This is a genomic window from Methanocorpusculum bavaricum DSM 4179, assembly GCF_000430905.1.
Taxonomy (GTDB): Archaea; Halobacteriota; Methanomicrobia; order Methanomicrobiales; family Methanocorpusculaceae; genus Methanocorpusculum; species Methanocorpusculum parvum.
Genome location: NZ_AUMX01000006.1, coordinates 1 through 19,257 on the forward strand (window position 1 = coordinate 1; position 19,257 = coordinate 19,257).

At 52.2% G+C, this 19,257-nt stretch carries 24 protein-coding genes; 11 read left to right on the top strand and 13 right to left on the bottom strand.

All coding sequences use genetic code 11. From position 1 onward, the window contains the following. Positions 1-53 precede the first annotated feature (53 nt). The 3 genes from H575_RS03905 to H575_RS08915 are packed head-to-tail and all read left to right on the top strand — an operon-like array spanning position 54 to position 2,991. Positions 54-1,097 (top strand): lysylphosphatidylglycerol synthase transmembrane domain-containing protein, encoded by a 1,044-nt coding sequence (locus H575_RS03905; RefSeq protein WP_042698265.1) that lies wholly within the window; start codon positions 54-56, stop codon positions 1,095-1,097. 36 nt (positions 1,098-1,133) lie between these two features. Beyond that, the gene (locus H575_RS03910; RefSeq protein WP_042698621.1) at positions 1,134-2,177 is read left to right on the top strand and encodes a lysylphosphatidylglycerol synthase transmembrane domain-containing protein; all 1,044 of its coding nucleotides are present in this window, start codon (positions 1,134-1,136) and stop codon (positions 2,175-2,177) included. Next, positions 2,170-2,991, top strand: a complete 822-nt coding sequence (locus tag H575_RS08915; RefSeq protein WP_052319950.1) for an FkbM family methyltransferase — start codon at positions 2,170-2,172, stop codon at positions 2,989-2,991. The genes H575_RS03910 and H575_RS08915 overlap by 8 nt, the downstream gene beginning before the upstream one ends. Positions 2,992-3,003: 12 nt before the next feature. Here the strand turns inward: H575_RS08915 and H575_RS03920 are convergent, their stop codons facing one another. Both H575_RS03920 and H575_RS03925 read right to left on the bottom strand, forming a co-directional pair. After that, complete coding sequence (locus H575_RS03920) at positions 3,004-4,266, bottom strand: hemolysin family protein (protein WP_042698268.1); 1,263 nt, start codon at positions 4,264-4,266, stop codon at positions 3,004-3,006. Positions 4,267-4,357: 91 nt separating this feature from the next. After that, a complete protein-coding gene (locus H575_RS03925; protein WP_042698271.1) occupies positions 4,358-5,200 on the bottom strand; it encodes a sugar phosphate isomerase/epimerase family protein in 843 nt (280 codons plus the stop codon). Between the two features lie 42 nt (positions 5,201-5,242). Here H575_RS03925 and xseA point away from each other — a divergent pair, with 42 nt between their 5' ends. Together xseA and xseB are read left to right on the top strand one after the other, a co-directional pair. Continuing rightward, the gene (gene xseA / locus H575_RS03930; protein ID WP_052319951.1) at positions 5,243-6,619 is read left to right on the top strand and encodes an exodeoxyribonuclease VII large subunit; all 1,377 of its coding nucleotides are present in this window, start codon (positions 5,243-5,245) and stop codon (positions 6,617-6,619) included. Then, complete coding sequence (gene xseB / locus H575_RS03935; RefSeq protein WP_042698274.1) at positions 6,616-6,825, top strand: exodeoxyribonuclease VII small subunit; 210 nt, start codon at positions 6,616-6,618, stop codon at positions 6,823-6,825. Before xseA ends, xseB begins: the two co-directional genes overlap by 4 nt. Here xseB and H575_RS03940 read toward each other — a convergent pair. Then, a complete protein-coding gene (locus H575_RS03940) occupies positions 6,791-7,219 on the bottom strand; it encodes a DUF371 domain-containing protein (protein ID WP_042698277.1) in 429 nt (142 codons plus the stop codon). The genes xseB and H575_RS03940 overlap by 35 nt on opposite strands. 118 nt (positions 7,220-7,337) lie before the next feature. On the opposite strand from H575_RS03940, the gene H575_RS03945 reads away from it, so the two are divergent. After that, positions 7,338-7,919, top strand: a complete 582-nt coding sequence (locus H575_RS03945) for an HVO_0476 family zinc finger protein (protein WP_052319952.1) — start codon at positions 7,338-7,340, stop codon at positions 7,917-7,919. A 54-nt stretch (positions 7,920-7,973) separates the two neighbouring features. On the opposite strand, the gene H575_RS03950 is transcribed toward H575_RS03945, so the two are convergent. The 3 genes from H575_RS03950 to H575_RS03960 are packed head-to-tail and all read right to left on the bottom strand — an operon-like array spanning position 7,974 to position 10,432. Then, positions 7,974-8,720: an MIP/aquaporin family protein gene (locus H575_RS03950; protein WP_042698280.1), complete on the bottom strand. Its 747-nt coding sequence runs from the start codon at positions 8,718-8,720 to the stop codon at positions 7,974-7,976. Further along, a complete protein-coding gene (locus H575_RS03955) occupies positions 8,720-8,932 on the bottom strand; it encodes a DUF2180 family protein (protein ID WP_042698283.1) in 213 nt (70 codons plus the stop codon). The genes H575_RS03950 and H575_RS03955 overlap by 1 nt, the downstream gene beginning before the upstream one ends. Further along, on the bottom strand, positions 8,933-10,432 hold the full coding sequence (locus H575_RS03960; protein WP_042698285.1) for a DUF2193 domain-containing protein: 1,500 nt from the start codon (positions 10,430-10,432) through the stop codon (positions 8,933-8,935). It abuts the gene before it with no gap. Positions 10,433-10,580: 148 nt separating this feature from the next. On the opposite strand from H575_RS03960, the gene H575_RS03965 reads away from it, so the two are divergent. The 3 genes from H575_RS03965 to aglJ are packed head-to-tail and all read left to right on the top strand — an operon-like array spanning position 10,581 to position 12,987. Then, positions 10,581-10,799: a hypothetical protein gene (locus H575_RS03965; RefSeq protein WP_042698288.1), complete on the top strand. Its 219-nt coding sequence runs from the start codon at positions 10,581-10,583 to the stop codon at positions 10,797-10,799. A 46-nt stretch (positions 10,800-10,845) separates the two neighbouring features. Further along, positions 10,846-12,054, top strand: coding sequence for an argininosuccinate synthase (locus H575_RS03970; protein ID WP_042698291.1), 1,209 nt, complete (start codon positions 10,846-10,848; stop codon positions 12,052-12,054). 3 nt (positions 12,055-12,057) lie between these two features. Further along, complete coding sequence (gene aglJ, locus H575_RS03975) at positions 12,058-12,987, top strand: S-layer glycoprotein N-glycosyltransferase AglJ (protein ID WP_342664207.1); 930 nt, start codon at positions 12,058-12,060, stop codon at positions 12,985-12,987. A gap of 6 nt (positions 12,988-12,993) precedes the next feature. Here the strand turns inward: aglJ and H575_RS03980 are convergent, their stop codons facing one another. Next, positions 12,994-13,644: a hypothetical protein gene (locus tag H575_RS03980; protein ID WP_042698294.1), complete on the bottom strand. Its 651-nt coding sequence runs from the start codon at positions 13,642-13,644 to the stop codon at positions 12,994-12,996. A 135-nt stretch (positions 13,645-13,779) separates the two neighbouring features. Between H575_RS03980 and H575_RS03985 the strand changes: the two genes are divergently transcribed. Further along, positions 13,780-14,259, top strand: a complete 480-nt coding sequence (locus tag H575_RS03985; RefSeq protein WP_052319953.1) for an Hsp20/alpha crystallin family protein — start codon at positions 13,780-13,782, stop codon at positions 14,257-14,259. 91 nt (positions 14,260-14,350) lie between these two features. Continuing rightward, complete coding sequence (locus tag H575_RS09640; RefSeq protein ID WP_318261585.1) at positions 14,351-15,889, top strand: CBS domain-containing protein; 1,539 nt, start codon at positions 14,351-14,353, stop codon at positions 15,887-15,889. A gap of 20 nt (positions 15,890-15,909) precedes the next feature. Here H575_RS09640 and H575_RS04000 read toward each other — a convergent pair whose 3' ends face one another. Genes H575_RS04000 through H575_RS04020 form a run of 6 tightly spaced genes read right to left on the bottom strand, consistent with a single transcriptional unit; the run spans position 15,910 to position 19,216 of the window. Next, positions 15,910-17,025, bottom strand: coding sequence for an endonuclease Q family protein (locus H575_RS04000; RefSeq protein ID WP_042698297.1), 1,116 nt, complete (start codon positions 17,023-17,025; stop codon positions 15,910-15,912). Between the two features lie 5 nt (positions 17,026-17,030). Then, a complete protein-coding gene (locus H575_RS04005) occupies positions 17,031-17,789 on the bottom strand; it encodes a proteasome assembly chaperone family protein (RefSeq protein WP_042698300.1) in 759 nt (252 codons plus the stop codon). Then, positions 17,777-17,938 (bottom strand): RNA-protein complex protein Nop10, encoded by a 162-nt coding sequence (locus tag H575_RS09115; RefSeq protein WP_081406651.1) that lies wholly within the window; start codon positions 17,936-17,938, stop codon positions 17,777-17,779. The genes H575_RS04005 and H575_RS09115 overlap by 13 nt, the downstream gene beginning before the upstream one ends. A 14-nt stretch (positions 17,939-17,952) precedes the next feature. Continuing rightward, on the bottom strand, positions 17,953-18,726 hold the full coding sequence (locus tag H575_RS04010; protein WP_042698303.1) for a translation initiation factor IF-2 subunit alpha: 774 nt from the start codon (positions 18,724-18,726) through the stop codon (positions 17,953-17,955). A 17-nt stretch (positions 18,727-18,743) separates the two neighbouring features. Next, entirely contained in the window at positions 18,744-18,932 is a 189-nt protein-coding gene (locus H575_RS04015; RefSeq protein WP_042698306.1) for a 30S ribosomal protein S27e, read from the bottom strand. A 5-nt stretch (positions 18,933-18,937) separates the two neighbouring features. Continuing rightward, complete coding sequence (locus H575_RS04020; RefSeq protein ID WP_042698309.1) at positions 18,938-19,216, bottom strand: 50S ribosomal protein L44e; 279 nt, start codon at positions 19,214-19,216, stop codon at positions 18,938-18,940. Between the last annotated feature and the right edge of the window lie 41 nt (positions 19,217-19,257).

The window sequence follows — 19,257 nt, forward strand, 5'->3', positions numbered from 1 at the left end:
ACAAAACATATATCGGATTCGGTCCAATGAGTAGTCATTCATCAGGGGTAACTATGGATAAATCACAAAAAAGGTGGCTGGTCATTTCTCTGGGCATCAGCTTTGCCGTTCTCTTTGTGATGCTGATCCTCACCTTCGACACCTCAACGCTTGACGAACTCCGGAAATGCAACCCCTGGATCATCCTCCTTGCCCTCGTCATGCACATCTTTTCCCTCGGATTTTGGGCACTGCGGATCAAATTCATGTGCAGATCACTTGGATACCGCGTCCCGTTCTTCCACTCATTCAATCTCGTCTGCTCCAACATGTTCCTCGCCTCGGTGACCCCCTCGCAGATCGGCGGCGAACCTGTCAGAGTGTATGAACTCACCAAAGCTGATGTCCCCGGCGGAGAAGCCACCGCCGTCGTCATTATGGAACGCGTCTTCGATGCCGTCGTTCTGGCGGCAGGAACCGTCATCAGCGTGTTTCTTCTCGGCATGTTTTTTGCCGACCTCGCCTTTCCCGAAGCCTACATGATCATTGCCTACATCGCGGCATTCGTCTTCGCCGCTCTTCTCCTCCTGTTCCTGATCGTCGCAAAAAACCAGGCATGGTCAAACAAAGTCATAAACAAACTTCTTCACCTCCTCGGCCGGAAAAAGTCGCCCGACATCATCCGTGAATACCAGAGAAAAATCGACATCCACCTGGAAAAATTCTATGCCACGCTCCGGCACTTCACCGGAAAATCAAAAGCCGGCATGTTCTACGGCCTTCTCTTCAGCGCGCTGTACTGGATCAACGAATTTGTGATTGCCTCCGTTCTCATGATCGGACTCGGTCTGCCGCCCAACGTCCTGCTCGCCTTCATCTTCATGATCCTCATCACCGTGATCATGATGATCCCCTTAACACCGGGCGGCGTCGGGATCGCCGAAGTCTCCATGGGAGGATTCTTTGCACTCATCATACCCACCTCACTTCTGGGGGTGTTTGTCCTGTTATGGCGGCTCATCATGTACTACTTCAACCTCGTCATCGGATTTGCAGCAAGCATGATTATCGTCCGCAGAGAGGCAAAAATCAAGAAAGACGACCCGGTGAACATGTAAATATAAATTCTCAGCAACCAACGTTTAATGAACAGCATGGATGCAAAGCAGAAAAAATTCCTCTGGATCTCGATAGGACTTTCACTTGCCGTTCTTCTGATAGTCATACTGCTGACATTCGATGAAAACACCATCACTGCCATTCAGCAGTTGAACCCTGCATATCTTCTTCTTGCATTCATGATGCATATGCTGGCGATGGGATTCTGGGCAGCGAGGATCGTCGTTATGTGCCGGTCCCTTGGATACAAAGTGCCGTTTGGCCACTCCCTCAATATGGTCTGCGCCGGACAGCTGATCGCAGCGATCACTCCCTCACAGGTCGGCGGGGAACCGGTCAGGATCCATGAACTCTACAAGGCAGATATGCCGGTGGCCGACGCTACGGCTGTGGTCCTGATCGAACGGCTGATGGAAGCCGTCCTTATGGTTCTTGGCGTGATATTCGCCATGTCGATCTTTTCTTTTGTATATAGTGACGGCGTGATCCCGCAGGGACTGATCATCGCCGCATGGTGCGGTACCGCATTTTTTACCGGACTTTTGCTCCTTCTCGTCATTATAATGCGAAAACCCGCACTCATCAAAAGAATCGCCCTAAAGGTCGGCGGGCTGTTCATGAAAAAAATGAATCCCGCCGCGGTCGAAAAGATCACCGGGCAGATCCTTGACGGGGTCGATGAGTTCTACACCACGTTCCGGCTTTTTGCCGGGAAAGCGAAGTGGGGATTGTTTATCGGATTTATCCTGACGTTTTGTCTGTGGGCCTGCGAATACTCGGTCGCTTCGATCATTCTGATGGGACTTGGGTATCCCCCGAATGTTCTTCTCTCAATAGTGTTTCAGCTGATCATCGCGGTCATCATGATGGTCCCGTTGACGCCTGGAGCTGCAGGGATCGCGGAGCTCGCCTATGCAGGATTTTATGCAACGATCATTCCAAGTTCGGTCGTGGGGCTTTTTGTCGTTCTTCTCCGAATGATCCTGTATTACTCAAATATTCTGATCGGCTTTATTGCCAGTTTCCTGATCGTCAAACGTGAAGCGGCAAATAAAAAAGTGATGCGCGAAGATGGATAACATTCCTTTTTTTGACAGGATCCGGTATCGGCTGACGAAAAATATCCGGTCTGAGGACTTTTACCGGCAGCAGTATCAGAAGATCTTCGAAAAATTCTATGTCGGGTCAAAAGACTGTCTGGAGATCGGGGGACTTCGTCTCCCTGTCCTCTCCCACGAGAGGCGTCCCACCCGTGAAGAAGCGTATTATGCGATGGAGATCGGCGATATCCTCTACCCGGCTCTGCTGGGCAGATATCATTACGCCGATGAAGGACCGTATGAATGGCAGGATGTCAGAATCGAAAAAGGCGATGTCGTGTTTGACTGCGGAGCAAATCTGGGCGTGTTTTCTCTTCTTGCCGCATCCAAAGGGGCTGAGGTCTACGCATTCGAACCGATCGGGGAGGCAAGAAAGATCCTGCAGAAAACACTTTCCCTCAATCCCGATCTCACAAAAAATGTCACGGTCGTCCCCTGCGGGCTCAGCGACACAACAGGGAGCGCCGCATTTACGGTCCTGCCCGACACGCTTGTCGGCTCCTCCATGATCCTGAAGCAGCAGGGCAGAAAGGAAATTGTCCCTGTCACCACCATCGACGCATTCTGTGCCGAAAATTCCCTAACCGCGGACTTCATCAAAGCGGATATCGAAGGGGCGGAACGGAAAATGCTCGCCGGCGCACAAGAGATCCTTGCAGAACATGGACCAAAAATCGCTGTATGCACGTATCATCTGCGGGACGACCCGCAGGTGATCCGGGATCTTCTTCTCACGGCAAATCCGGGTTACCGGATCGTGGAAAAGTGGAAGAAGATCTATGCGGCAGTATAAAAGGAGAGCGGGTCATTCCCCGCTGATGTCCTGATCATCGTAATCCACAGACGGGAGGATCATTTTTATCTTCAGGATCTGTCTGCCCCGCATCTTGGTTACGACCAGCGTGATATGTTCATGGGAAAGCGGGATCGATTCGCCGAGACGGGGGATATGACCCAGTTGGGAGAAGACCAGACCGCCGATGGTCTCATAATTTCCCGGATCTTCAGGAAGGGAGATGTCGAACCGGTCGTTCAGCAAAGCGACCCTGACCTGCGCATCGACCAGGTACATCCCGTCGCCGAGAGGAATGATGTCTGAGACCTCGTCACCGTCGGATTCGTCCATGATGTCGCCGACGAGCTCTTCGAGAATATCCTCAAACGTTACAACGCCGGAAAAACCGCCGAACTCGTCTAAGACGATCGCCATATGGACACGCCGTACCTGAAGTTCGCGAAGAAGAACATCGATCTTCTTTGACTCCGGTACGCAGTAGACATCCAGCATCAGGGTTTTGACCGATGCTTTGCGGTTGTCGGTGGAGTAGGCATTGAAGAGATCCTTGAAGTTCAGGGTACCGACGATGTTGTCGGTATTTTCATGATAGACCGGGACACGGGAGAATCCGGTTTCCCTGAAATGCGCTACCGCCTGTTCAAGGGTCGCCGTGTCCGCTATAACCGCGACATCGGGTCTTGGCGTCATGATCTCTTTTGCCGTCGTATCGTTGAACCGGAGGACCGAGTAGATCATCTCCTTCTCCTCCTCTTCTATCGCTCCTTCCATCTCACCGACATCGATCCATTCACGGATCTCCTCTTCTGTCACCGAAGGGGAGGTATCCTTCCTGCGGAACCGGTCATAGATAAAGAAGAACGGCGATAGGAGGGCGGTGAGAAACGAGATGGGCGTTGCTACAAACAAAGCGACACGCTCCAGATGACGGTTTGCATAGGTCTTTGGGCCGATCTCGCCGAAGATCAAAAGCAGGAGCGTTACAACTCCTGTTGCCACGGCGACTCCGGCATTGCCGAAGATCTGCAGGGATATAGCCGTCGCCAGAGCTGAAGCTCCGACATTGGCGATATTGTTTCCTATCAGGATCGTGATCAGGAAATGATCCGGATTATTTTTTAATTTTTCCAGCCGCTTTCCCCGTTTGCCGGTGTCGGAAAGAGCGCGCACCTTCGCGCGGCTGATACCGATAAGGGCAACCTCAGAGGCCGAAAAAAATGCCGAACAGATCAGCAGTATAATAAAAATGATGATATTCGTATAATCTACCATAACGTCCACGCCGCATCTGCGGCAGATCTATTTTTATGTCTGGGAACAGCCATTGGTTAAAATCTCTATATTAATTTATACGTACCTTTTCTTAAATACATCGGCAAACCGAAAACTCCTCTACTTCACGCGTCAGGACCGCGATCTTTTCCTCATAAGATAACGGACGGGGACAAAGCGAACCTGAATGCGGCATAAAACTCAGATCCTCCAGTTCAAAGGTCATCAGACCCTGATACCGCATAGCTGAAAGAACGGATTTCAGTTCATCCGCCTCGGGTGTTCCGGCAAGAGGCGAGTGCATCGCGTGACGATCGCCTTTACTTGTATGGATGTTGACGATCCGCTCGCCGCATTCCCGGGGGAAGGAAAACGGATCTCCCGTCAGGCATGCATGCGCATAATCCCAGGTCAGCGAAAGCCAGCCGTACTCATCAAGAACAGAACGAAGTTCGTCTGCCTTTACCATATGGGCATTCACCGCAGGCGGCATATTTTCGAGAGCGACGGTGACCGAGCTCCCGACGGCGGCATTTCCCACCCGTTCGATATAACGAACGAACCGTTCCTTGTCGATCGGGCTTATAGGCCGTTTTGCCGTTCTTTTTCCGGGATGGATGGTAAGAACGCCGCCGCCGAGCTGCTCCAGAATATCCATGCAGGCCAGTGTGTATTCTGCGGCGAGATCCGCGATTTTGGGATTGAACGAGCAGGGGTTCAGTTCGAAAACCGGACCATGCATCGCGATCTTGCCAAAATGCGGGTAGCGGGTCAGGAGATCGGCAAGTTCTGAAACATGCGCTCCCCGCATCCAGAAGGTCGGCGTTTCCATCCAGAACTCGATCGTATCGGCTCCGGCGTTATCTACTGCGGCAAAAATCTCCTGAGGTTCATATTCGTGCAAGAACATCGATGACGCGGCAAGTCGGATCATTAACCGTTATATTTCTCATGTCAGCAACTAAATGTATGCTATATGGCAGGAAAGAAGCGGACCGCTCAGCAAAAGACCCTTACATTTGACAGTGAAGAGTCAGAGCCCGCGTTTCTTACTCCGATTACGGAAAACTCAACGCTTGGAACTTCAGACACCACGCTCAGCGTATCTGAACTGGCAAAGCGGATACGCGAAGTTGTTGACTGTCCGCTCTTAACCGATATCGTCGTCAGAGGGGAGATCACCGGCTATCGGCCCAACGCGTCCGGACATCTCTACTTCTCTTTGACCGAGCAGGGGGACGATCCGGCATCCATTTCCTGCGTGATGTGGAAGTATTCGGTGAAAAACCTCCCGTTCTCCGTAAAAGACGGACTGCTCGTTCAGGCAACAGGTCTTGTTGATTTTTATCCGGCAGGAGGCCGCCTGCAGTTCATCGTCAAAAAGATGGAGCCTGCGCTTTTTGGAAAGGCGGGTCTGTATCTTTTGAAGGAACAGTGGCGAAAAGAGCTGGAGGCAAAAGGCATCATCCCAAGACCGCAGTCAGAGATACGCGACCCGCCGCTTTTTCCGCGAAACATCGGGGTCGTCACCTCAAAAACAGGATCAGTCCTGCAGGATATCAAAAATGTGATCAGCCGGCGGTATCCTCTCCCGATCCTGCTTGCAGGCACTTCCGTTCAGGGTGACGGAGCGGAAAAAGGCATCGTCTCGGCGATTTTGTCCCTGCAGGATAAAGCGGATGTTATTATTATTGCAAGAGGAGGGGGAAGTTTTGAGGATCTGTTCATCTTCAACCACCCGGATGTAGTCACAGCGATCCGGAACTCGGCCGTCCCTATCATCAGCGCGATCGGCCATGAAACCGACACGACTCTTTCGGATTTTGCCGCTGACCGGCGTGTCCCGACCCCTTCGGCGGCGGCCGAGACCGTCGTTCCGGACCGTTCCGTTCTGCTCGAAAAACTTGAAAAGGATCGAAGATCCATCCATGACAGAATGGTCAGGCTTCTTTCGGATGAGAAGAACCGGGTCGCCGAGATGAAGATCAGAGTGGATCCGAGCCGTCTGACCCGGAAACTGGATCAGATGCATCTGCAGACGGCCGAACTGGAAGAGCGGATCAGGCGGGCCGCAGTTCGCCGGGTGGCGGTTGAACACGAGGCATGCCGTTCATGGGAGGCTATGATCCAAAAGGGTGTGAAAAACCGGATCACGACGGCCCGCCTCGCGTTTCTCGCGCAAAAAGAGATCATTCTCAGCCGCGATCCGTACAAACCGCTTGAACGCGGCTACGCTCTTGTCTGGAAAGACGGGGCCGTTGTCCGCTCCGTGAAAAAGATCGCCAAAGATGACCGGCTCAACCTGAAACTTGCCGACGGGGAGATTACCTCGATCGTGGAGAGTATCAAATGACCACAAAAGAACCCGAACCAACCTACGAAGAGATGATCGCCGAACTGCGTGAAATCGCAAAACAGCTGGACGATCCGAACACCCCGATCGAAGATGCGGTAAAACTTCATCAGCGAGGCATGCTGCTCATTCAAAAATGTGAGACATTTTTACAGAAAGCGGAACTGACGATCACTGAGGTCCCTCAACCTCCAGAATTACCGTAAGGTCTGCCCCGCGCTGCAAGGCAGCCACCAGTTCCCGCGGGAGAAGCGACGCAGTGTGATCACTGTACACCGCAATCGTCCTGGGACAGACAAAACTGCTTCTCCTCCATACGAGATCCGCAGGATGCGTCAGCGTTATGCCTGACGCGCCCTGAGACAGGATCTTAACGGAAATCTCCCCGCATGTAAGGGTTGTGTGAAGAACCGCCGAGTCATCCGCAATTGCCTGACGGAATGCGGGAGACAGATCGGCAGCTCCTTTGTCAGCTCCAACAGCGATGATACAGTCGCCTTTTGGCGAGAGTTCGGTCTCTTTGGTGATCTCAAACGTGGTTTTGTGCAGGCCGCGTATATTTGTATGCCCGTGACAATGGATGATTTCGGTTACTGACATGCGCTTGAGGTACGTGTTGTATGTCATATCAGATATAACGTGTGCAGGAGAGGATCCAAAGCCAGGACCACATGTCCGGAGGGTGTGCTTATCTCCTTGAAAATGCAATATATGATGTATGGATAATGATATGATACTACTCGACTGTCCTGTCTGCGGCGAGGAGACAGACTTTGAGATTCTTAAAGATCCACCCGAAGCAGTGGTGAAATGTACTGTCTGCGGACATGTTATGCGGGTCACGTTGAAAGAGCCGCGGGTCCTGACCGTAAAGGCCGTCGTCAGTTACGGAAATGATTCCCACACGGGCTCGATCGATCTGGTCGAAGGAGACATGATCACGGTCGGCGATTATCTGGTTGCCGAGGTCGGTGAGGATTCGTTCAGCGTCGAGGTCACCTCTATAGAAGAGAACAATGCACGCAGACAAAAACTGCCTGCGGAAAAAATCGATGTACTTTGGACCAGGCTCGTTGACCAGGTCATCATTCGTGCATCGCTGAATAAAGGCGCCGTGACGATCCCCCTGTATGAAAATGTCGACGGAAACAAAGTCTATACCATCGACCACATAACATCGGTCGCCGGAAGACAGTTCCGCATAACAAGGATCAAACTCCGGAAAGGAAACGTTATCACCAGAAAAGACAAAACCGCCGAGGCCCACGAGATCAAACGGATCTACGGGGAACGGTCATAACTTTTTTTTATCAGAATACTTTGCGGGTGAATGGAAAAAAGAGGTGATCAGTGATCACTCGGGTCTTCCCGCCACAAAGATGTAGAAAAACGCAGCCAGCACGGCGCCGATGACCGGGCCTGCGATATAGATCGGGAACGTGGTCCAGAGCGCGTCTGAGCCCGAAACGATCAGTCCCATTAAGTCAGGACCAAAGGTACGTGCAGGATTGATCGAGCCGCCGGAGATGTTTCCGGTTGCAACGATGACCGCGGTCACGGCCGCACCGATCGCAAGACCGGCGAATCCCGCGGGCGCTTTTTTATCAACAGCGACCCCCATGATCACGAGCATCAGGACAAACGTCCCGACGATTTCTGCCAGGAGAGCCTGCCAGAGAGAGATCCCGGGAAACGGAGCAGTTGCGCCAAGTCCGCCGACGCTGAGTGAGTCCGGACCAATGATCAGAAACAGCAGAGCTGCGCCGAAAAATGCGCCGATACACTGAGCGATGACATACACGACCGTATCTTTCACCGGGAACTTCCGGATCGCGCAGAGAGCTATGCTCACTGCCGGATTTATGTGGGCTCCGGACACGGTTCCCAGGGCATAAATTACGACGGTAACGGCCAGACCGAAGGCTGCACTGATGCCAAACCAGTCTCCCATCCCGCCAAGCGCTCCGATACCGATGTTAAATGAGCTTGAAGGGGTGGTGCCTGCCGCAAGCATCAGCATCATCACAACCGAGCCGCAGCCGATGAACACAAGGATCATCGTGCCGATGAGTTCTGCAAGCGAGCGTTTAAAGAGATCCATTACTTGTCACCCTTAAAAGCCTTGCTGCACTCGGGGCAGAGAATCCGGGGGATCGGATGCTTCAGTTTCTTTGAGGGGAAGGGATACCCCCCTTCCCATATCTCAACATCGGAACGAACCATATGCTCAGTGCAGAGACCCATCCCGCACACGATACATACACCGGTCGCTTCCCGGTCGATCCCCAGCTGTTCACACACGTAACATTTCATTTACACAGCCTCACGGTACTGGCAGTACTGGTGCCGGGACCCGATCAGGCATGCGGTCGCGCAGCTCTTGCACGAACGAACCGGCGCTGCCGCCGTCTTTTTGTCAAGTGCAATGATGTTCGTCATCATCGTGGCCGTGATCGGTTCGCTTGTCAGAAGACACGGATAGTCGGCAAGGCGCATAAGAGCCGAAGCGCGAACCGTGATAGCGCATGCCGGATATGCATAGCGCTGAGGGTTCATCAGAACCTCATTCTCATGGATCGGGGAGAGATCGATCGGGATGCCGTCGACTTTTGGAACGAGCGGTTTGCCCGATCCGTTCTTGATCCTCTCGGCTTTGTCAAGGATCTTCCAGCCGCGGTAAATCATATCCATGAAATCGCAGTTATGCAGTTCGGCGGCTGCCCCTCTTGTCGGATTGATCATCACAAGGTTGTGATACCTCTTCGTCAGAAGATCCACGATCATCGGAGCATTGAATGCATCAAGCTCCAGAAGATACTCAGTTGCCGCGGCAGAAGCGCCGGTTGCAACATTCAGCAGCTGATAGGGTGTTTTGAAACTCGGAATCGCGGCAAGAAGCGTCTTTTCGATCACATTCGTTACTGCCTCGATCGTTGCCATCACCACATCATCCTTACACATGTTGTAGGTGGACTGGGAGATGTGGTGGGAGACATCACCAACACAGTAGGCAGGGATCGTAGCGATGTTTCCGTAATGAACACCGTCATCAATCGCCGCTTTTACGGTTTTTTCCATGCCTTTGCGGTAGTTCTCCATATATCTCCTTGCGGAGAAGGACTTCATGCCGGCTCTCTGCATGAGCTTGGCCTGGGCATCCACCGGGTTCCGGTAAAGATCCTGAAGCTGACGGACCTCCTTTCTGGATGCTTCGGCAAGAGTGTCGCCGGCTTCGATGCGTTTTGCAAAGAGATCGCCAATACCGTATGAGGTGTTCATACCCCAGGATTTTGCGGCAAGGATCGCCTGCTTGTGGGCAACAGGGATCTCGGTTTTTGTCAGGACCTGGTTGACGACATTGCTCGTTGAACCCGGCATAAGAGCAAAGTCAACGACACAGGTCGGCCCATAGAAACCGGCATAACAGCGTGCTGCCTCTCTGCCGATGATCGCCTCATGGGTTTTGATCGAGTCGGCAAAGGTCTCCAGACTCTTTGCAAACTTCGCATCCTGATCACGGAGGATCTCTAAAATAACAGGGGTCTGATAATGTTCGACAAAGGGATCGTCTTCAGGCTTTACATGTCTGGTCAGACCCGAGAGAACATTGAAGTGGGTCTTTACCGAATCTTTGTGCAGATTGATGACCGAGGCGCTCTGTTTTGGACCCACGGTCATCTTTTCCACCGCTTCAACGTACGGGCGGGCATCCTTGAGAGTGAAATGCTTTCCACGTCTCGCTTTGAGGACTTCGACATCAGCATGCTGTGCAGCCATTGCCTCATCGATCATTTTTTTGTAGAGTTCGGACATTTTTTTTCTCCAAAAGGTTTAATTTATTGATTTATCCCTGAGGCAATAAAGGTATGCATAAAGGATATTTATTGCGAAAAAAAGCGGAATGCCGCAGGTATTTTCAGAAAAAAAGGAGGGAGAATCGGCTTTGTCACGTGTATAAACCGTGGCAGGGCATCTCCTCGACATCCTCATCAGGTCAGCCCGAAACATTATCCGCACCCTGATCTCAGGGTATTTTCACCTCCCGTCAGCAGAAAAGATCCCGATCCAGAAAGCCGCCGATTCGGCACACCGACCCGGTATCATCCGCGCCCTGAAGTATCCCCCGCTGCACGCTTCAGTTTTGATTGGGCCGCATATCTTTTGGAATCAGCAGTATTGAATATCTCCGGCACACAAATACTATTCAGTATTTATCGGAGATCCGCATGACAGATACAACTGAGAAAACAGGGAAAGGCACTGTTGTCCTCGCCTTTTCCGGAGGTCTTGACACCTCGATTTGTGTTCCGATTTTAAAGAACATGTACGGATACGACCGTGTGATCACGGTCGCGGCAGATGTCGGCCAGCCCGAAAGCGAAGTAAAAATGGCGACCGACAAAGGAAACCTCATCGCAGACAAACATTTCACCCTTGACCTGAAGGACGCATTTGTCAAAAACCATGTGTTCCCGGCAATCAAGGCGAACGCACTCTACGAAGGCTATCCGATGGGCACGTCCCTCGCCCGCCCGATCATCGCAGAAGAGATCGTAAAGATCGCAAAACAGGAAAATGCAGCCGCGATCGGTCACGGATGCACGGGAAAAGGAAATGACCAACTTCGGTTCGACTACATCTTCCGCATGCACGGATTTGACATCGTCGCTCCGATGCGTGAACACAACATGACCCGTGAATGGGAGATCGATTATGCCGAGCAGCACAACATCCCCATCCCGGTAAAAAAATCCACCCCATGGAGTGTTGATGAAAACATCTGGTCCCGCAGCATCGAAGGCGGCCGCCTCGAAGAGCCCGACTACCACCCGCCCGAGGAGATCTACCACTGGACGAAAGCATTGAAGGATGCGCCAAACGAGCCGGAGATCATCACCGTCGGATTTGAAAACGGTGTACCGGTATCACTGAACGGCAAAAAGATGAGCGGTGTCGAACTGATCGTCGCGCTGAACAAACTTGCCGGAAATCACAGTGTCGGAAGAAACGACATGGTCGAGGACCGTGTTCTTGGCCTGAAAGCCAGAGAAAACTACGAACATCCGGCAGCCACCGTCCTTATCGCGGCCCACAAAGATCTCGAAAAACTGGTCCTGTCCAGAGCCGAACTGAAGTTCAAACACATCGTCGATGACCAGTGGGCGGAACTTGCCTACATGGGACTGATCCACGAACCCCTGTACCATGACCTGAATGCATTCATCGACGAAACGCAGAAACGCGTCACCGGAACAGTAGACATCCAGCTGTACAAAGGAGGAATGCACATTATGGGAAGATCATCGCCAAATGCCATCTACTCTATGGACATGGTATCCTTCGACTCGACGACCATCGACCAGCGTGACGCGATAGGCTACTCCAAATACTTCGGCATACAGGGAAGAATGCTCTGGCAGCTGAAAAATAAATGATCGATGATGAATAAAGACGATGTCTGCGTGTTGATCCCGACACTCAATGAGAAAACGACCATCGGACCGCTCATCCGTGAACTGCAGAGTCTCGGCTATACCAAAATCCTGGTGGTCGACGGACATTCCACGGACGGTACGCCGGCGATCGCCGCAGAAATTGGAGCGAAAGTCCTTACCCAGACCGGCAAAGGGAAAGGGGCTGCGATGATCGAAGCATTCAGGCAGATCACCGAACCCTACATTCTGATGATGGACGGGGACGGGACCAACCCCCCTGAATTCGCCGACTCGATGATCGAACCGCTCGTATCAGGGCGGGCAGACCATGTGATCGGCGACCGGCTGGGGAGCTTTGATCACGGAGCCCTCACCCGTTTGAACCGTCTGGGTAATATAATAATGAATAAATATTTCAAATGGGCGCACGGCGTCTATATGACAGACATCCTCTCAGGATACCGTGGGTTCACCAGAGATTCGATTCAAAAAATGAATCTCTCCCAGACCGGATTTGAGATCGAAACGGAGATCAGCTCCGCAGTCGTTCACCATAATCTCAGATTTGAAGTCGTCCCGACATATTACAAAAAACGCCCCGGATCCCCCACAAAACTCAATCCCTTTCGTGACGGATACAAGATCATCAGAGCGATCAACCGTTACGGAAAAATGAACAACCCCCTGTTCCATTTCAGTGTTCTTGGAGTTATTCTCGGTCTCGCCGGGTTTTTCACCGGCATCTATGTTCTTTTTGAGTGGTTCAAGGGGATCGAACATCTTCCGCTGACGATCCTGACGATGCTTCTGATCGTGACCGGCATTCTGACGTTTATGATCGGACTCATCAGCGATATGATCCTCGCTTACCACAGAGAGCAGATCCTTGAGCTGGAAAAGATCCGTGCCGAACTGGAAGATTTAAAAAAGTAAAAAATATTAGCTGGTTGTTAAATAACCAACCATTTTGATATCTATTGTGTCCGAGCCGTACTGCAGAGTCAGATTGTCCGCGGTTTTCTCGGTTACAACACATATGCGGTATGCTTTTGCGGCTTCCTCATTTTCATTGAGATAATCGACGGTAATGAATACCCTGTCATCAACGTTCGTATCAGCGAAAACCAGGCCGGCGGTCTCGGTTTCTTCCTTAGTCATCTGGTAAGCGAGATCAGAGCCGGAACCGGCAACGGTCCTGCTTTCTCCCGGCACAAGACCGATAACGCCGGATGAGATCTGGTTGAACTCTGTTGGATATACGACAAACGGATATTCATATCCGTCAACGGATACGTACAGAGACTGGTTGACCTCCGAACCGGCAAAGAATCCCATTGCGTTCTCGAAAACGGCAGATCCGCCGATGTTCATCGTGTAATTGACATATACGGGATTGCCGGACACTACTGCGCCGGTACCTGCTGCACCGTTCCCATTGATGAGATTGCCAATAGCGTTGGGCAACCCGCTGAATGATACGATGCACATAATCACTATCAGGACACAAAAGCCGATCACGCCTACCTGCGTCCAGTTTATATTCTTCTTCGGACCTTTCTCCTCAGATTTGGACTTCGTCTGTACTGCCATTTGTGAGTAATATGGGGATGTGATATCATAAACACCTTCTCTTCCGATGCGTATTCTGCCTACAGTCAACTATATATACAATCATGACTTACTTAATGTAAACATCATTCGATGATGCTGTAAAGGAGGTACAATATGCCAATCAGATTCTGCCCGTTCAGCTTTGGAACACTCGGTTCCGAACTCGACACGTTTTTTTCCGAAATGGAAGGACGTGCCGAAAATCTTGCATCGCGCTCCGAGAGCTTAAAGACCATCGCAAAAAATGCCGTACCGCGGATCACCGGCGACTTCCATGTGGATCTTTGCGAAACACCAGGCGAGATCATTATCACCTGTGATCTCCCGGGGATCGAAAAAGAGGACGTCTCGATAAAACTTCTGAATGAATCCTCACTGCTGATCAAAACGAAGTATGACCGGGAAGTCTCGCAAACGGATGCTTCCGGCATCTATCATTTACGTGAGAGGAGAGCCGGCGCCGGCGAGAGGGTCATCCGTCTGCCCGCCGAGGTCAGTGCAGAAGGAGCAAAAGCCTCGTTCAAAAACGGCATCATGGAGATCACTCTCCAAAAAACTGCCCAGGACACCGGCGTCCCGATCGATATCGAGTGAACCGGCCTGGCGCCGGCCCGGGATCATCCCCCGCAAATCCTTATTTTTAACAAGATTGATGTTCTTGAATCGCAAATACTAGGTTTAAGCGATGGAGAAAAAACAGGTCCGCGACTACATGACGCATGATGTTGTAAGCATCGATGCATCCGGAACGGTAGGTGATGTGATCCGCCAGATCCACACAACAACGCATGACGGTTTTCCAGTCCTCAGACTTGGAAAAGTGGTCGGATACATCTCCGCACGGGACATCATCGGCGAACTCCCTTCAACAAAAGTCGAGCTGCGGATGACTCGCCACCCAATAACCGCACGGCCCGATGTGACGATAACCGAGGTTGCGCGGCGGATATTTCGGACCGGGATCCAGAAACTGCCCGTTGTCGGCCCCGAGAATGAGCTTCTGGGAATCATATCCAATATGGACGTGATCCGGTCCCAGATCGAACGGGTGACCCCCGAGAAGGTATTCAATTTTATGCGGGCGCTTCACTCATTATACGGAGTGGAGACCCACCTCAAACGCGAACCGGTCCGGGTCAAAGCTATTCAGCCGACACAGAGTTCGGTCCATCAGGATGAACTTGAAGGAAGGACCTATGAACTCCGGAAACATCTCGCCGAACCGGTGATCGTGGTGAAATCCGGAGCCAGGACCATCCTGGTGGACGGCCACCACCGGGCAGTTGCTGCAGAACGGCTCGGCATAACCGAACTGGATGCATATGTTGTCTATCTGGATGCCGATATTGAACTTGGCCTGGAAAAAACCGCACACTCCATGAAAATATTCCGGATCAGCGACATAAAAATCGATGATAATCCGGAAAGATCGGTAGTGCGCCCCACACACCCGAAACTTATCCCGACCGAGAAGAAGCTCGTAAAAGAGTACATGACGACCAATGTGATCAGTCTTGACGCCGGAAAGACCGTGAAGGATGTCATCGGACTTATCCGGACAACGACACACGACGGGTTTCCCGTCCTTTCCAATGGAAAAGTCGTTGGTCTGATCGCGGCAAGAGATATCATTGATGCAAAAGCGACCGACAGTATCGCACCCCTTATGCAGCCGGTGATCCTGAAGACCCACCCGGATGAAGGAATGACCGATGTCGCACGGAAAATGTTCAGATTCTGCGTCCAGAAACTTCCGGTGGTTGATCCGGCAGGAAAGTTTGTCGGTATCATTACGAATGCAGATGTGATCCGATCCCAGATCGAACGGGTGACGCCCGAGAAAGTGTTCGATTACATGACCACGCTCAAGACCCTCTACGGACTGGACCCGCTGCTCTCACGCGGAATGGTGTCTGTTAAAAATCTGATCCCCACCCAGTCCAAAGTGTATATGGATGAACTGGACGGGAGAGCGTATGAGATCAAAAAAGGGCTTGCCGAGCCGCTTATCGTCGTGCACAGAGGAGACAAATACATCCTGATCGACGGACATCACCGGGCGGTCGCGGCAAACAGGATGCGTGTCCAGGAGCTGGAAGCCTATCTTATCGAGATCGACTCGAATACCGAACTCGGTATCGAAAAGACCTCGCGGAACATGCGTCTGTGGTCACTTGACGATGTCCAGATCATGGACGAGTCCAGATGCGCGTTTCTCGCATAACCTGCCGGATGCATTTCCCGTCAGAGCGTGAACGAACCGTATTTTCCGCCGCCGCCCGGAATAAGGGTGAGGCGGCCTTCCCGCATCGAGATGACCGCACGGGCGGCCGGAGCTGAAACTTCCGCGAGCTCTGCATACGGCATTTCAAGGAGAATGCTGATCTCGTTATCGAACGCCTCGATGAACGCAGAATACAGTGCCCGCGCTTTTTTGGTGTTTGGCGAGGAGACTCCCAGTACGCGGGCGATGACCTCCCCAAGCGGGATCATCTTCAGATAAGGCGGACGATCCGTCGGCGGTATCGACGAAAGTTGTTCCGCACGTTCCTTCACGCCGAGTTTTATCCTGCCTTTGTCATGCGGACATTTCCAGTGAAAATGTTCCGCTTCGGCAAGGGAGAACTGGGCATAACACCGCGTGCAGGCCGTCCTGTTGTATTTTCCCTCCTCGGGGAAAAATCCGGCGTTCAGCACGACCGATCCTTTTTTCACCGCTTCAAGGATCCCCCGCACCGAAAGGGATGCCAGATCCATCCGCGTGAACTCGCGGCCGAGTTTCTCCGGCGCCGCACTGTGGGCATCCGAGTTCGATAAAAATGGAACCCCTGCAAACTCTTCGATGCCTGCACCGTAGGAAGAATCAGCTGAAAGTCCCAGCTCGCAGAACTCGATAGACTCTTCGCCGTAACAGTCGGAAGGCCGGTCAAAAGCGGCAAAGAGAGACGTCCACGGGGTGAATGCATGGGCCGGACCGATCAGTCCGCCAAGATCATGTACCTCGCGGGCGATCTCTTCTCCCGTCAGGTGAAGATGAGGGCGGCCTGCCGTCGTCAGATGACCGCAGGAGGGGGCGAACCTCTGCTGAAGTTCGGCAAACTGATCGAACGTCTCCATCAGGATCAGGTGATGGACGCGGGAGGAGTCTTCAACTTCGGTCTGGGGAACGACCGTGATACCATGATCGTTCTCCAGAAAAGGCACCCACATCTCCCGCCAGACCGGGTGAAGAGCATCACCGGTCCCGACGATCCGGATGCCCTTTGTCCGGCAGCCGGCAAGGATCTTGTCCGGAAGCATCTCAGGCGAGGTCGCCATCGAAAAACAGGAGTGGAGGTGGAGATCCGCGTTGCACTGCATAGCGATTATCCAATATAACTCAGGTCGTCTGCATTGTTTCTCTGGATAGTGGAGGCAAGCGCCGAGACCTCGGTCATCATCTGGGATGCGAGCTCGGCAAGCTCGGTCCGGTCCGCCGTGATGCCGGTGAGTTTTTCCAGCACATCCAAAACGGCAGTCGAACTGACCGGATCCACCAGATACCCGGACGTCTCGCCGAGGAGAGCGACTCCCTCCATGCCGGCAAGACGGCCAAGGGTGATCAGAAGACCCGCGGCCCCGATGATCCCGCCGACCGGCTCTTCTTTATTCAAAACAGCTCCTGCTGAGAGGACCTCGTCCTTTAACGACGCAGAGGAAAGCGCCGCAAGAATCTGCGGGGTCTCCACCATTCTGCCGACCCCGTAGCCGCCGAGCGTGTATATCCGTTTGACGCCGAGCAGTTCGAAGACGCGTATATACGCATTTCCCAGAATGTAATGTCCCTCGGGCGTCGTGCTCTGACAGTCACCTGCCAGGAGAAGGATCCCAGGAGAACTCGCGGACCCCGGTGCAAAAAACACCTCGTTTCTCGGCATCCGAAGGACCGCGTCTTCCGAGAGATACATCTGCGGAGGAAAAAGGGTGGAGGTGATCTCGGCAACCTTCACCGCTGAAAGGACGTGAACAAGATGGTCGACAACAAGTTTGCCGACATGTCCGACACCGGGCAGCCCTGCGATCACTACCGGAGCGGAATGCGCTGCCACATCCTCAACATACCATCTGACGTTTACCTGTTCCATGCCTTAACCATCCTTCGATATTTACCATAGGGATCCTCAGGTGAATATCTTGCCGGATGGGCAGAAACCGTAGAAGATCCGCATTTTTGGCAGATCGTAAAAAGAGTGTAGGTGTTGCATTCAGGGCATCTACGAATATGACCCGTCATAAAAACACCAGATATTACTTCTGTTTCCGGATGAGTTTGCCGGAACCTTCAGCGCGTTCCATCACACCGATCGCTGCTTCGGATGCTTTGACCAGTGCTTTTTCTGCAGTTTTGTAGTCAGGAGCGACGACTTTTACCCGGTAGTGCGGGGCTCCGAGATAGAGAAGTTCGATCTCGGCGCCGTCCACTTTCGGTTCAGCGCTTCTGAGTGCACGGCGGATGATGTTGACACCGTCGGGTTTGGTGGAGGTAAGCTCAAGGATCGCACTCACGGTGACTTTTGGAACTTTCACATTTTCCGCGGCGACTTTTGCGAGAGCAAGGGCCCCCTCTGCGGGAAGGGAGAATTTAGCGAGAGTAGCGTCACCGTATAAAGCAATGGCCTCGAACGCCGCATAAAGCGAACCAAACTCAGCATACATCGCCTCTTCGAACGTCTTGATCTCGACGTTCGACTCGGTCGAAGCAAACTGGATCCACTTATGTGCCTTCTGCTCATTCTTCCAGTCCTGGATCTTTTCCCGGCGCTGGTGTTCGTTGACATCTTTGAGGGAAAGATCGATGTGGCCGCGGCGTTCATCCACGTGAAGAACTTTACAGACAACTTTCTGTCCTTCACGGATGTAATCCCGTATGTGTTTGATCCAGCCGCGGGCGATCTCTGCAATAGGGATCAGCCCCTGCCGTCCTTCATATTCATCCAGGTTTACAAATGCCGCAAAGTCCTTGACCTCTGTAACACTACAGACGACAAGTTCTCCATCTATTGGCCAATCTCTTTCACTCATCAGATAATTTTCCAGATTTATTCAAATGTTGCTACGACATCTGCTTTGATAACAGCCTTGCCGCCGGTCGGCTCTGCAAGGACGCGTCCGCAGACGGTACATTCAACAACGGAGGTTGCTTTCTCGAATACGAGCTGTTCGTTTTCACAGTCCGGACATTTTACCTTCAGGAACTTGCTCCGGGTTTCTCGGGATGCTTTTACCATATTACTTACTCCGTAAGTTCGAATTTACCTGCACGGTACCCTTCTCTTAAGTGGGCTTTACCGCAGATCTTGCACCGGTAGCGCATGTTGATCTTCTTGGTCGGTTTGTCTCCTCCCGGAACTTTACCGAATTTACCACGGTTGCCAACTTTGCTGCGGCGTGCTTTCTGACGGTCAATCCAGTGGAGACCGGTCGTCTTGCCTTTCTTTACCCTCTCAACCTCGTGCTCGGTGTGTTTCCGGCAGTATGGGCAGTAGGTGTTAAATTTTACTGGTTTCTTCATGAATATTTACCCCTTTGAAACGGGAATACCAAATACCATAC